Origin of the sequence: Pandoraea pneumonica, assembly GCF_049918595.1 — a bacterium.
Classification (GTDB): domain Bacteria; phylum Pseudomonadota; class Gammaproteobacteria; order Burkholderiales; family Burkholderiaceae; genus Pandoraea; species Pandoraea pneumonica_A.
The window spans coordinates 232,454-245,294 of the sequence record NZ_JBNCRZ010000004.1 but is presented as its reverse complement, the minus strand read 5'-3'; the positions used below and the strand labels follow the sequence as shown (position 1 = coordinate 245,294).

Below are 12,841 nucleotides of genomic sequence, written 5' to 3'. Positions count from 1 at the left end.
CGGCAATAAAACAATGGCCGCCTCACATGAGGCGGCCATGTCGTTTTATGCAGCAAGTTCAGGCGGCAGCTTTCTCGGCACAAGCCCGCACGCGCTGGTACAGATCGTCGATATCGATTTGCGAGATGTTCAGGCCAAAGCGATCGCGCAACACCTGTTCAAGTTGCGCCGCCGAAACGATGTCGGATTCGCCAACCGCTTCGCCATGCGCGTTTCGCTCGGTCAGCCGCGTGTTCAATATGGCAATGCGGCCTTGCGGCAACGCACGCGTGAGGATCAGGTTATTGCGGAAGACCGAATCGGGTGCAGTGGACGTGTACCAGTTGCCCAACTTGTAATCGACCCATTCCGCCGGACGCGACACGAAGCGGTACACCGGCAGCCATTTCTCGGCCGATTGCACGCTCAGGTGAAACTCACCGTCGGCAGCTGTGGCGAGCCGGTAGGTTTCCAGCGGTGTCTCTTGCGGTTGCGTCGAATGCAGGCGCAGCGGTGCCGTGAGCGTGACCGAACCGAAACCCACGTCGGCGAGCCACGTCTCGCCGTCCAATGCCACGCGCAGCAGCATGTGTGTCTGTCCAGCCTCGGCGTCGAACGAACGCCCCCAAACCACACGGCCGATCATCGGCGTGACGTCGAAACCGATGTGCTTGAGTGCCGTCGCGAAGATCAGGTTCTGTTCGAAACAGTAACCGCCACGCCCGCCGTCGATCAGCTTGGCCACAACAGACGGCAAATCCACGTGGACCGCAAGCTCACGAATCGGATTCAGGTTTTCAAAGGGAATGGCGAGCGGATGTAAGGCGTGTATGCGACGGAAAACATCCAGCGTGGCTTCGCGCGGGCCGGTATAGCCGATGCGCTGAAAGTAGCGCGCCAGATCGAAAGCATCGGACATTTCAAGCACTTCCAGTGACGAGAGATGCCCGTACGTTACCGCATCAACCACGCGCGCGGGCAATGCCCCGATGCGGCGAGGGCCATTCATGCCACGCATGAGCGGCGAGGCCTGCGATTTTAGGGAGGCTCCACAACGCGCCGACTGCCGTATCCTGACGCCTTCGCGCACCCCATGCGCTCACCGTAGACACGGCGTCTTGGCAACTTACGACGCATCGTCGAGTCGGGAAATTTTCGATGACATCCGCTACCCCCACGTTGTCCGTGACCTGCCAATGCGGCGGCGTCACGATGCATCTGCATGGCGACCCTGCCGCGCGCGCCAATTGCCACTGCAATGCGTGCCGCGACTTTTACGGCGCCCCAGTACTCGCCGCGACGGCGTGGCAGCCCGAGCAAGTCCGTGTCGATGGCTTGACGCAAGTTTTCGCCCATCCGTCGCGCAGCCTTTCCCGCCGCTTCTGCCCGCAATGCGGCGAGACGATGCACGGCACCAACCGGCTCGATATGTGTGTTGTGCCGAATGCGCTGCTCGCGCGCGCACATGGCGGCGAACTGCCTGCCGCCCTACGCCCGACGATGCATTTGTTCTATCGCCACCGTGTGCTCGACATACGCGACGCCCTGCCGAAGTATCTCGACGGCTGGGATGGTCCCTTGCACGAAGAATGACCGCTACGGCAGAACCGGCGCGGTCATTCGCGTTGGCTTATTTGGATTCGCAGAACCGTATACGGTTATTGAACGGATCGGTAACCGTCATCTGATTACCCCAATCGAGTTCTTCGATGCCGGGGTTCATGTTCGGGTACCGCTTGCCGGAGAGTTCTTGCTGATAGGCCATGACACCGTGCATGAACACGAAGGTCGTGGCCCCGGGACTCGCGTCGCCGAAGTGCCCGGACAGATGCAGCGTCATGCCCGCGCGCGAGACCTGACAGTAGAGCGGCATGCCGTCGGCGAAACGGTGTTCCCAGTCGAGCCGGAAGCCGAGAAAGTCGAGATAAAACTCGCGCGCTTTCGCTTCGTCGAAGATCCGATGAATCGGCGCAACGGTGTCGAAGACGATGCCGTCAGCGCCCGAAGCCGACGCCAGTTTCGCGGCGAGCACGTTCCAGTCCGCAAAGCCGAATTGGGCGGCGACGGACTCTAGTGCCTGAGCGTGGGAGATATCGATGCCCTCGCGTGAAAGACGTTCGCGCAGGGACTTCGCCATGATCTTGGCGTCGAGATAGGTTCGCATGTTAGCCATCCTTGATAGCGTTCTACGGCGACGGATGCGTTCAGTGCTCGCGTTGCTGATGCGTGTCGCCAAAGGAACGGGACGGACATGCGAAGTACGATGCTTTCACCGTGCCCGGGTTGCGGGTGCGAGCGGCAGGCAACATCGGCCTTGCCGGCGATTCTAGCAGCATTCTCCGCCATGTCGGAAGGCCCCGGGCGATGCCGAAATGCGATGGCTGCGTCATGAATTCCATATTGGCCGACTGCGCACTGCGCCGGTATAGTGGCGCTCGTTGTCACCGCCGCCCGTCGCCCCTGATGGACCGGTTGCTGTATTGCGGAGCCCCATTCTCATGATCGACGCCGCGCGCGTAAAGCAAGCGCTGGCCGAGCGCCACGTTTCTCCCGATGTCCGTCAACGCGAAGCCATCGCCGCGCTCACGGCGCTGGGCACATCCATCGCCAGTCATACCGGCAATACTTTCGACGGTGTGTATTGCTACGGTTTGCCCGGGCGCGGCAAGAGTCTTGTCGTCGATATGGCGTTTAGTGTGGCCGCCTGCGAGAAGCGCCGCGTGCATTTCCATGAGTTCCTGCGCGACATTCATCGCCAACTCGTGCGCGAACCGAAGTGCGACGACCGGCTGGCTGCGGTGGCCAATCGATGGCTCGACGGCGTCGAGTTGCTCTGTTTCGATGAATTCCATGTGCACGACATTGCCGACGCATTCTTGATCGGCCGCTTTCTCGACATCGCGCTCGCCCGTGGGGTGAAGTTGGTGCTGACGTCGAACTATGCGCCGCAGGACCTATTGCCCGACCCCGAATATCACGCACGTTTCGAGCCGACGATTTCGCTCATCGTCGAGCGCTTTGCCATCGTGCATTTCGATGGGGCGACCGACTACCGGATGGGCGGCGAAGCGGCAACGATCTCACGTTGGATTGCACCGCTCGAAGTGGCAGCAACGATCTTGCCGCAACGCTTTGCGACGCTAGAAGGCGCACCAGCGGGCGCGCCGACCGAAGTGTCGCTCGCCGGACGGCCGTTGCCCGCGCACAGCGCGGGCGAGCGAGTGCTGTGGGCGAATTTCGATGACCTATGCGTCGCGCATCGCTCACACCTCGACTATTTGGCGCTGGCAGAGCATTGGCAATCGTTGATCGTCGACGCGCTGCACGTCGAACAACTGCGACGCCCCGACACATTGCAGCGCTTTCTCTGGCTGGTGGATATTTGCTACGACCGGCAGCGCACGCTTGTTATCGCGTCGGATGCCCCGTTGATCCCTTCACTCGACGCCATGCGCGACTGGCGCGATCTTTCGCGCACAATCAGCCGCCTGGCCGAGATGGGCTCGCTCGATTACGAGCAGCGCACGCTGACCCGCCCTCGCTGAAGTCTCGCGCCGAGCGCGCTACACCGCGTTCGCAATGCGCTCTCGCAGCCATTGATGTGCTGGGTCGCGATGCACGCGCTCGTGCCAAAGCATCGATATTTCGAAACCCGGCACGTCGATGGGTGCCGTCACGATTTGCAGTGCCGGGTCATCTCGCACCAATCGCTCGGGCGCCATCGCCACCAGATCGGACGTCGCCACCACTGCACGCGCAATCAGGAAGTGCGGCACCGACAGCACGACCCGGCGTTTATGCCCCAGTCCGGCCAGTACCTCGTCGGTACCCGCTTGAAACCCGCCACTCTGCGACACCATCACGTGATCCAGTTCGCAAAACTGGTTGAGCGTCGGGCGGCGGCGCAGCTTCGGATGGTCGCGACGCCCCACCAGCACATATCGCTCGGTGAACAACGTTCGGCGGCGCAGCCCTTCCGGCGAGCCATCTGTCGTGTGAAACGCCAGATCGATATCGCCTTGCTCCGCTTGCTTCGCCATCAGCGCAGGCGTCATTTCGACCAAGGCCAATCGCGTGTTCGGTGCCACCGCGCGCAAGTCGCCAAGCATCGGGAGTACCACCGTCGACTCGGTGTAATCGGTAGCAGCGATGCGCCAAGTCTGATCGGCGTTCGCGGGATCGAACGGCTCAGCGGGCGCGACGGCTTTCGAGAGCGCCGCCAACGCCTCGCGAAGCGGCGCTCGCAGCGCTTCGGCGCGCGCTGTCGGACGCATCCCGCGCGGCCCGGGCAGCAGCAACGGGTCGCCCAGCAGGTCGCGCAACTTCGCCAGATGCACGCTCACCGCCGGTTGTGAGAAGTGCAGCCGCTGCGCCGCGCGCGTCACGTTTTGCTCCGCGAGCAGGACATCGAGCGTAACGAGCAGATTCAGATCGAGGCTTCTCAAATTATCCATGGTTATACCTGCAATATTGGCAATTCATTTCCAATATACCTGCTACCCACCTAAGCTGCCTTCATTCCCTGAACGAATTGATGAATTGGTAACGGAGGTTGGTCATGAATGTCCTGATCGTCTATGCGCACCCTGAACCGCGCTCGCTGAACGGCGCGCTGCGCGACTTTGCCGTGCAGCGACTCGAAGCGGCTGGGCACCACGTGCAGGTTTCGGATTTGTACGCCATGCAATGGAAGGCCGCCGTCGATGCAGACGACTCGCTCGTGCACGATGCGAACACGCCGTTCAATCCGTCGCTCGACTCGAAGCACGCCTTCGAGAGCGGTCAGCAGAGCGCCGACATTGCGCGTGAACAGGAGAAGCTGCGTTGGGCCGACACGGTGATTCTGCAATTCCCGCTGTGGTGGTTTTCGATGCCCGCCATCATGAAGGGCTGGATCGACCGCGTTTATGCCTATGGCTTCGCCTACGGCGTGGGCGAGCACTCGGATGCGCGCTGGGGCCTGCGTTACGGTGAAGGTTCGATGGCAGGCAAGCGGGCGATGCTCGTAGTGACGACCGGTGGCTGGGATACGCATTACAGCCCACGCGGCATCAACGGTCCGATCGACGACATCCTCTTCCCGATTCAACACGGCATGCTGTTCTACCCTGGCTTCGACGTGTTGCCGCCGCACGTGATGTATCGCACCGGGCGTATGGACGAAGCCCGGTACGACCAGATCACCCACGAACTCGGCGAGCGTCTGGATACGTTGGCAACGACCGCGCCGATTCCGTTCCGTCGCCAGAACTACGGGCAGTACGAGATTCCAGCACTCACACTCAAGGACGATGTGGCCCCGGGCAAGCGCGGTTTCGCCGCGCATATTGGCTGAAATCTCAGGACTGGCGAGCGGTCCGGCGGCCGCTTGCCGCGGCGGGGGTTATCTGCAAGACTGGCACTCGATCCCAATTTCGGTGCCTCGCCATGCAACTCTCCACGCTTGCGATTTACGCCACCGCCGCGCTGATCGGCGGCCTGATTCCCGGCCCGACCACGCTGCTAGCTTTGGCCAACGGCGTTTCCGGTAACTGGCGAGTGGTTCTGGTGGGGATGGCCGGGGCAGCACTTTCCGATCTTGCAATCGTTGCGGCCGTGGGCGCGGGTCTTGGCGCGTTGTTGATGGCGTCGGCGACGCTGTTCGCGACGGTCAAATGGGTCGGGGTGCTCTATCTCGTGTGGCTGGCCGTGCAGTTGTGGCGCAGTCACCCGAAGGACTTGAGTCAGGTGCGCATCAAAGCGGATCTCAGCGCGCGCCGGGTCTTCCTGCGCAGCTTCGGCGTGACGCTCACCAACCCGAAGATTCTGCTGTTTCTGTCGGCGTTTCTGCCGCAGTTCGTCAATACGTCGCAGCCGCTGGTACCGCAATACGCCACGCTCGCGGTGGTCTTTGCGCTGGTCGATATCGTCGTGATGACGCTTTACGCGACCGGTGGTGTACAAGCCGCGCGCCTGATGACGGCACGCGGCCTGAAACGCCTGAACCGCGTGTGCGCCGTGGTGATGTTCTCGTTGGCGGGTGGACTGGCGTTGTACCGAAAAACGGGGAATTGATATCCCGGCATCACGCGCACCAGGCTCCCCCACCGCCATCGTCCATTTGAAGGATTCCCAACCGTTTTCGTTTCCCCTATTTTCTGACGCAGCCGTTCGTTCTCGAAAATCAAGCCCCAGCCTGACACCGCCGAGCGGTAGCGGGCATGGGTCAAAAATAATGACGATGCTGTACCGGCGCCCAGCGCCGCAGGGGAAACGTTATGAACCGGTATTCGGCCATCACCGCCATCGGTGCGGTGGCCATCGCTTTGCTGCCCACGCAAGTCTTCGCGGCGAACAACAGTTGCACTTCCGAAGCATCGCTGTTGAACACTGGGGTGAACACCGTCCAACTGAAGCCGATGTTCGCGCCGACCAAGCCCGATACGGCAACCGTCGGCGAACTTCAGATCAAGGCAGAACAACTGAACGAGCTCGAAACCACGCTTACGACATATCAGGTCACGGCGGACGGAAAGCTTGAGGCCGTGGTCGGACAGGCCAGCGGCAGCAGCAACCAATTCCTGACGATCTACTCGTTCAAACAGTACCGTTCGACCGGAGGACAGAAATACGGCGTGTCGATCGAAATGCGTATTCGGTATGTGTCAAAGTCCGGTTCGATCTCGCTGTCCAACCTATTCGGTTTCCTCTCCACATCCGGCAATGCCAGCAAGTTCGACGGCAGCATTAGTTTGTCGGTCCATGGCATCGGCAACGCAAAGACTGCTGCCCTATTACCCATGCCATCGAAACTCGACGAAAGCGCGGCAGCCACGTATTTCGCTTACATGGGCACGTTGAAAAGCCTGATCACGGATCAAGGCACGCAGATCATTCCGGTCATTCTCTCCGAGTGCACCTAAACAGCGGCGCCAATCGAATTGCATAAGGACGAACGATAATGCTTCGCTATCTGGCGGCTATCGCCCTACTCACATCGCCCGCGCTGACGTTGGCGGACACCGCACAACAATCCGACTTCGACTTGCCCGCACCGGCGGCAGTCGCGTCGCCTAAGAAGCTTTGGGCAACGCATTACTACGTTCTCGTCGCGGCAAGCGCACCGACGGGTATTCCTTTTCGCGATGCCGCTGGCAATGCCTTGTCTGACAATATTTCCCCGAGGGACTGGTGTCTGGCCGCCATTGAAGGGACCGTGCAGGTGAATCTGGGGACGAAGAAGCGAACACTGAATTACGACCGCATGGGCGCCCAACAGGTCGATTGCAAGAAAATCCTCAAGGCCAACGCCCGGAAAAAGCCGTGGATCACCAGCACGGGCAAGAGCTATTTCAAACTCGCGAAGGGGCCGTTTGGCGACGGCGTGAACGACTATCGATTGGTGCCGCTTCGCACCATCGCGGTGGATAACAGCGTCATTCCGTATGGGTCGGTGATCTATGTACCTGCGGCGCGAGGTACGACGGTCGAGATCGATGGCCAGAAGCTCCAGCACGACGGCTACTTCTTTGCTGGGGACACGGGCGGTGCCATCAAGGGCAATCACGTCGATGTGTTCTGCGGCGCCACCACCGCCAACTGCCTGCCGGGAATCATCACCAGCAACGACAAGCGCACGTTCGATGCCATCGTCATCACAGACGCCAGCATTGTGGACCGCCTGCGTGCTCAACACGAAGGCAAGAGCACGCCTTAGCGACTTCGGCTAGCCCGGTGATATGCCGGGCTAGCCGCCTGCATCACGCCTGAATCGCCCCTAGCGACGCAATCTCAGCGGCGTTACCCAACTTCTCGACCTGCCAGCACGCATCGATCAAACGATGCGCCTGTGCGTCGGGCAGGATCCCGTTCACCAGATCGAGGAATTTGGTCTCCAGTTGCTTGTCGGTCATCGGCACTTCCAGACTGCCGATGGCGTGCTCGATGAACTTGTGCAGCTTGCGGCCGTCCTTGAGCGTGATGGTCATGTCGACCTGTTCCGGCTTGATCGACGGCACGATGGTCGCCGTCACGCGATCGCGCAAGGCGATCACAGCCGGGTCTTGCACCGCACGGTCGCTGTACTGACGCTCACCCGCCGCGCCTTCGATGATCGCGACCGCCACCGAGTGATACACGCTGAACTTGCCCTCCAGCCCGATGCGCGGCGCCTTCTTGCCCGTCAGTTCGATCACCAACGGATTGACCTTCAACTCGATGCCCGCGATTTGATCCGCCGTCAGCTTGTACTCGTTGCGCAACTGGATCGCCGCATCGATCGCCGGGTGAATCACGATGCCGCACGCGAACGGCTTGTACGTGTTGAGCGCCGCCTCGTAACGCTGCCCCAGTCCTTCCGTGATTTCGCGATAGTCCTGCTTCGTGCTGATCGCGTTGGCCCAGCCGCGCTTCGCTTCGATCATGCCGTCGGAGCTGGTGAAGTCCTTCGCCGCCAGCAACGCCGCAAATAGCCCATTGCTCGCCGCGCGCCCCGGGTTGAAGCTCTTGTTCATCGAGCCGAACGACTCGCGCAAGCCCACCGGCTGCGACGCCGCCAAACCCAGCGCCCAGACCATCTGCTGCTCGCTCAGGCCCAGCACCTTGCCCGCCGCGGCCGCGGCGCCAAACACGCCAGCCGTGCCCGTAATGTGCCAGCCCACGTCGTAGTGATTCGGATAGACAGCGTTGCCGATCCGGCACTCGGTTTCCACGCCAAGCACCAGCGCGTTCAGAAACTCACGCCCGGAGATCGGGTGGTATTCGGACAACGCGAGCAATGCCGACGTGACCGGACCAGCCGGGTGAATGATGGTCTTCAGATGGGTGTCGTCGTAATCGAAGATATGGCTGGCGACGCCATTAAGGAACGCGGCATTCATGATGTCGAAGCGCTCGGTCCGGCCAAGCAGATGCGCTTGCGCGGGCCCGGAGAACGGCTTGAGTGCGGCGACCGCGCGGTCCACCGTCTCGTGACGCGAGCCGCCGACGGCAACGCCGATCCAGTTCAACAGCGTGCGCGTACCTTCCTTGCGCACCTTCGCGGGCAGGTCTTCATAGCGCGCGGTGACGATGTAGCGCGCCAGCGTACGCGTGACGCCCTGCCCTGCGGTGCCCGCATCGCTGCTAGCGGCCGACGCTGCTGCCGGCGCCGGCGCTGCCATGCTGCGCTGAACCAGCCCTTGGGCCGCAGCGAGGGAAACCACGGCACCCGCCTTCAGGGCAGCGCGGCGATTGATCGTATTCATGTGTCCTTCCTCCATGTGTGTTTTGTTGGCGCGCCCTGCGATGGGGCGGTCTTCGATCATGCGCGATATCGCAACGCATTAGAATCGCAAAAATCACAACCATTAGTGCACCGTACGCATGAATCTGGAATTGAGCGATCTGCGCGCCTTCGTGGCGATTGCCGAGCGGGGAAGCTTCCGTGCGGCGGCCGAGGAAATTCATTTGTCGCAATCGGCGCTCTCGAGACGTATCGCCAAGATGGAGAGCGCGCTTGGTGTCCGCCTGCTTGAGCGCACGACACGTCGGGTCGACTTGACGGTGTTCGGGCGCGACTTCGCCCGCAAGGCGCGCGACTTACTGAACGAGTTCGAAGACAGCTTGCGCGGCCTGACCGATGGCGCGACGCGCATGGGGGGTGAAGTCACGCTGGCCTGCGTGCCGTCTGCGGTGCGCCATTTCCTGCCGGAAGTGCTGCGCCGATATCACGAGACTTACCCGCGCGTGCTGATTCGCGTGACCGACACCGGGGCGAGCGACGTGCTGTCGAGCGTGGCGCGTGCTGAGGCGGACTTCGGTTTGAATTATCTGGGAGCGCAGGAGGAGAACATCGAGTTTCAGCCGATCCTCAAGGAACCGTTCGTGCTGGCGTGCCGACACGATCATCCGCTCGCGGCGCGCAAGCGCGTGAAGTGGTCGGAGCTAAAGGAACACGAGTATTTGGCGGTAGCGAAGGCTAGCGGCAATCGGTTTGTGCTCGATCTGGCGCTCGCGGAGACGCCTGACCTGCCGCGCTCGTTTTGCGAGGTCCGGCATGTCATGAGCGTCGTGAGTCTGGTGGAAGCGGGGCTGGGCATCGCGGCGGTGCCGCGTCTGGCGATGCCGCCCGGCGACCACCCCACGCTCAGAAGCGTGCCACTGGTCGATCCCCCGGTGACGCGCACCATGGGGCTGATTCGCCGCCGGGGGTTGGTGCTATCGAGCGCCGCGCAGCATCTTTACGACACGATTCTGGCGTTCGCCGAAAAGCCGGGCAAGACGCGTTAGGCGCGACCGGTGCCGTCTCGCCGGGGGCGGCGCAGTGTGAAGTGTTCGAACGGTGCAATCTGGCCGTCGATCCCCACCACGTCGTAATAGGTCACGCGAATCTCGGTCATGTCGCCGGGGCGGCGGCCCGGGTCGACATCGAACGAGGCGAACCCATAGGCGCGTGCGGCGTTGCGCACGGCTGACCACGGGGCGTCTTCCTTCACGTAAATCGGCGGACGTTTGCCGGTCTTGGCGTCGCGCTCGCCCACGCCCGTGATGACGCGGCAGCACGGCGGGTTGAACAACAACTGGTTGGACGGCGCAGACGTGCCCCCGCCGCCGATCACCATGTGGACGGTGCCTTGCGTGGTGTCGATGACTTCGGTGCCCGTCGCAACCGGAATCGGCGTGAGTGTGCCGTTGGCTTGCTGGCCGCGGATGGGGTGCGAGCGCTCGTAATGGTGCTCGTGGCCGCAGACGACGAGATCGACGCCGTATTTATCGAAGAGCGGCAGCCATTCCTCTCGGATCCCCAGATCGGCGCCGTTGAATTTGTCGGCCGTCGAGATCGCGACCTGATGCATGCAGACGATCAGCCAGTCGATCGAGCGGTCGGCGCGTGCGGCTGCCAGTTCTTTTTCCAACCATGCCTTTTGCGCGCCGTTGGAATAGCCGCGCACGTAGGTGTCACCCGCATCCTGATAGCAGACGTCGTCGTTGGCGATGGCGATCACGCGGACCGCGCCTGCCGTGAAGGCGTACCAGAGACCGCGTGTCACGTCGGTCTGGCCTTCGGCGGGGGGCAGTGAGAAATACGTTTGGTAAGCCTGATAGCCGATCGGCCCGTTGCCGAGTTCGTTCTCGTGATTGCCGGGTGACGGCATCCACGGACGATTGCGCGCGCTACGGGTGTTGTTGTTCCAGAAGTCCCACCACGTGCGCACGCGATCTTGCGAGAGGTTGGCGTAGCAGAGGTCGCCGTTGAACAGGTGGAACAGCGGACGCAGGCGCTCGACGCCGAGCACGGTATCGCCAGCCACGGGCGAGCCGAGGTTGTCGTTCACGTAGGTGGGCGGGAGCGTGACGCCTTCGGGCGGCGTGAAGAGCTTGCCAAGCGTGGGCGTGCCTTGGTCGCCGAAGCTGGTGAAGCGTAACGGCTGGCGCCCGCGCGGCGCGGTGCGGAACGTGCCGAATTGCGGTTCTGCACCGTCGTGCAGTGCGGCGTAGAGATACGCGGAGTCGGAGGCGAGTCCGGTGATCTTGGCGTGATAGGCGTAGACGGTCTGCTTCGACTTGCCGTCGACATAGCGGACTTCGTCGGCGGGAACCGTTTTCTCGAGCCTGCCGTCCGGGCGGCCGAGGAGCGCACGCGGGTGCTTGACGGGTTGGAGCGCATGCCACGAGACCACGATATCGCGCGAAGCATCGGCACCAAACTGGAGGTGCAGGCCTGCGACTGGGGGCGTTGCGATGGGGTCGAGCGGGGTGTCGGCATGTGCCGACGTCAGCGGCTTGGTGGCGCCCTGGCCTGCTGCCTCGGCACCCAGCGGCGCCATCATTCCCACGGCGCCGATGCCCGCTGCGGCCAACAGCCGACGGCGTGCGAGATCGGGATTGACGTCGTTTTTGTCCAGAGCAGTCATCTCGGAGACCCGGCAGCTTTGAAGGGACTCCTACTGTAGGGGCGTTGTGTGACAGTCGATGGCTCGCGCAGCGGAAATACGGCCAACTGTGATTTGTCTCAGTTTCGCGGAATCGGGGCGACAGGTATCTTTGAATCAACTCGCGGAATCAACCAACCCGCGAAACCGATGAAACCCAAGACTGGAGGTGTGACATGCCCTGGATGGCAATTCTCGACGGAATGGTAACGGTGGGTACGTGGGCTAGCCGGGCCGCACCGGTGGCAAAGTTCTTCTCGGATGTGGCGAGCCTGTTCATGTGAGGCTTGCCTCACCCCGGCGGCGCCGCGGGCACCAGCCCAAAGCGCTGCATGGTGGCCATCAACTTGGCCCGATCAAGCGGGGGGCCTGCGTTCACGATAGCCGCCACTTCACGGAAATACTCCGGTCCGATGTCTGGCGTGTTGATGACGAGCGCTCGCGCGTCGACGGCGTGCGGATTACTAAACGCATGGACAACACCGCGTGGCGTGGCCATGAATTCGCCAGGCTGTAGATCACGCGTTTCGCCGCCGACCGTGTAGCGCAGCGTCCCGTCAAGCACGTAGACGAGCTCTTCATTGGCAGAGTGACTGTGCGGGGGCGGCACAAGGGAGCCCGACGGCACTCGCATTTCGAAAACCCCCATCTCGCAACCGTTGCCCGCCTTCTGAAGATATCGGATCTCCAGGGCACCCAGCCGGATGAGCTCCGGTGCTGCTGAGGCATCGAACGCTGTCATGGCACGCCCCTTCTGTGGAAAACAGATTTCAATCTAGGAGGTCTTGACCGTCATATCAACGGAAAATTGCCTTGAAACGACCCATCGTCCGGCAAAGGCGGTAGTAAGACGCAAATGCGCAACAAGAAGGGAAACCCCTTAGTCCCTTTCCCACCCGGATGAAAGCTGGTCGAAGGGTTGCGCTCCGTAAAATCGCCGCAAAGATAACGCTGCCCCCCGTCGGGGAGCG

Annotated in this window: 13 protein-coding genes; 7 read left to right on the top strand and 6 right to left on the bottom strand. The window is 62.0% G+C overall.

Translation table 11 applies throughout. The features are described from left to right. Positions 1-58: 58 nt before the first annotated feature. Positions 59-898, bottom strand: a complete 840-nt coding sequence (locus tag ACPWR9_RS17680; protein WP_426299951.1) for an arylamine N-acetyltransferase family protein — start codon at positions 896-898, stop codon at positions 59-61. Between the two features lie 239 nt (positions 899-1,137). Between ACPWR9_RS17680 and ACPWR9_RS17675 the strand changes: the two genes are divergently transcribed. Next, positions 1,138-1,572, top strand: a complete 435-nt coding sequence (locus ACPWR9_RS17675; protein WP_426299739.1) for a GFA family protein — start codon at positions 1,138-1,140, stop codon at positions 1,570-1,572. A 37-nt stretch (positions 1,573-1,609) separates the two neighbouring features. Here the strand turns inward: ACPWR9_RS17675 and ACPWR9_RS17670 are convergent, their stop codons facing one another. Beyond that, positions 1,610-2,143 carry a glyoxalase superfamily protein gene (locus ACPWR9_RS17670; protein WP_426299737.1) on the bottom strand — a complete coding sequence of 178 codons (534 nt, stop codon included), beginning with the start codon at positions 2,141-2,143 and terminating at the stop codon, positions 1,610-1,612. Positions 2,144-2,477: 334 nt separating this feature from the next. Here ACPWR9_RS17670 and zapE point away from each other — a divergent pair, with 334 nt between their 5' ends. Beyond that, positions 2,478-3,524: a cell division protein ZapE gene (gene zapE, locus ACPWR9_RS17665; protein WP_426299735.1), complete on the top strand. Its 1,047-nt coding sequence runs from the start codon at positions 2,478-2,480 to the stop codon at positions 3,522-3,524. Positions 3,525-3,542: 18 nt separating this feature from the next. On the opposite strand, the gene ACPWR9_RS17660 is transcribed toward zapE, so the two are convergent. Beyond that, positions 3,543-4,433 carry a LysR family transcriptional regulator gene (locus ACPWR9_RS17660; RefSeq protein ID WP_426299733.1) on the bottom strand — a complete coding sequence of 297 codons (891 nt, stop codon included), beginning with the start codon at positions 4,431-4,433 and terminating at the stop codon, positions 3,543-3,545. Between the two features lie 104 nt (positions 4,434-4,537). Here ACPWR9_RS17660 and ACPWR9_RS17655 point away from each other — a divergent pair, with 104 nt between their 5' ends. The 4 genes from ACPWR9_RS17655 to ACPWR9_RS17640 all read left to right on the top strand — a co-directional run bounded on the left by ACPWR9_RS17655 (position 4,538) and on the right by ACPWR9_RS17640 (position 7,675). Then, positions 4,538-5,314, top strand: coding sequence for an NAD(P)H-dependent oxidoreductase (locus ACPWR9_RS17655; protein WP_426299731.1), 777 nt, complete (start codon positions 4,538-4,540; stop codon positions 5,312-5,314). A 92-nt stretch (positions 5,315-5,406) separates the two neighbouring features. Next, positions 5,407-6,033, top strand: a complete 627-nt coding sequence (locus ACPWR9_RS17650; protein WP_426299729.1) for a LysE family translocator — start codon at positions 5,407-5,409, stop codon at positions 6,031-6,033. Between the two features lie 203 nt (positions 6,034-6,236). Then, complete coding sequence (locus ACPWR9_RS17645) at positions 6,237-6,881, top strand: hypothetical protein (protein ID WP_426299727.1); 645 nt, start codon at positions 6,237-6,239, stop codon at positions 6,879-6,881. Positions 6,882-6,919: 38 nt separating this feature from the next. Then, complete coding sequence (locus tag ACPWR9_RS17640; protein WP_426299725.1) at positions 6,920-7,675, top strand: 3D domain-containing protein; 756 nt, start codon at positions 6,920-6,922, stop codon at positions 7,673-7,675. A gap of 43 nt (positions 7,676-7,718) precedes the next feature. Here the strand turns inward: ACPWR9_RS17640 and ACPWR9_RS17635 are convergent, their stop codons facing one another. Then, positions 7,719-9,203: an MmgE/PrpD family protein gene (locus tag ACPWR9_RS17635; RefSeq protein ID WP_426299723.1), complete on the bottom strand. Its 1,485-nt coding sequence runs from the start codon at positions 9,201-9,203 to the stop codon at positions 7,719-7,721. A gap of 118 nt (positions 9,204-9,321) precedes the next feature. Here ACPWR9_RS17635 and ACPWR9_RS17630 point away from each other — a divergent pair, with 118 nt between their 5' ends. Further along, complete coding sequence (locus ACPWR9_RS17630) at positions 9,322-10,227, top strand: LysR family transcriptional regulator (protein WP_426299721.1); 906 nt, start codon at positions 9,322-9,324, stop codon at positions 10,225-10,227. On the opposite strand, the gene ACPWR9_RS17625 is transcribed toward ACPWR9_RS17630, so the two are convergent. Together ACPWR9_RS17625 and ACPWR9_RS17620 are read right to left on the bottom strand one after the other, a co-directional pair. Next, positions 10,224-11,852: a metallophosphoesterase gene (locus ACPWR9_RS17625; RefSeq protein ID WP_426299719.1), complete on the bottom strand. Its 1,629-nt coding sequence runs from the start codon at positions 11,850-11,852 to the stop codon at positions 10,224-10,226. The two genes, ACPWR9_RS17630 and ACPWR9_RS17625, sit on opposite strands and share 4 nt — an antisense overlap. A 310-nt stretch (positions 11,853-12,162) precedes the next feature. Then, positions 12,163-12,612 (bottom strand): cupin domain-containing protein, encoded by a 450-nt coding sequence (locus ACPWR9_RS17620; protein ID WP_426299717.1) that lies wholly within the window; start codon positions 12,610-12,612, stop codon positions 12,163-12,165. Positions 12,613-12,841 lie beyond the last annotated feature (229 nt).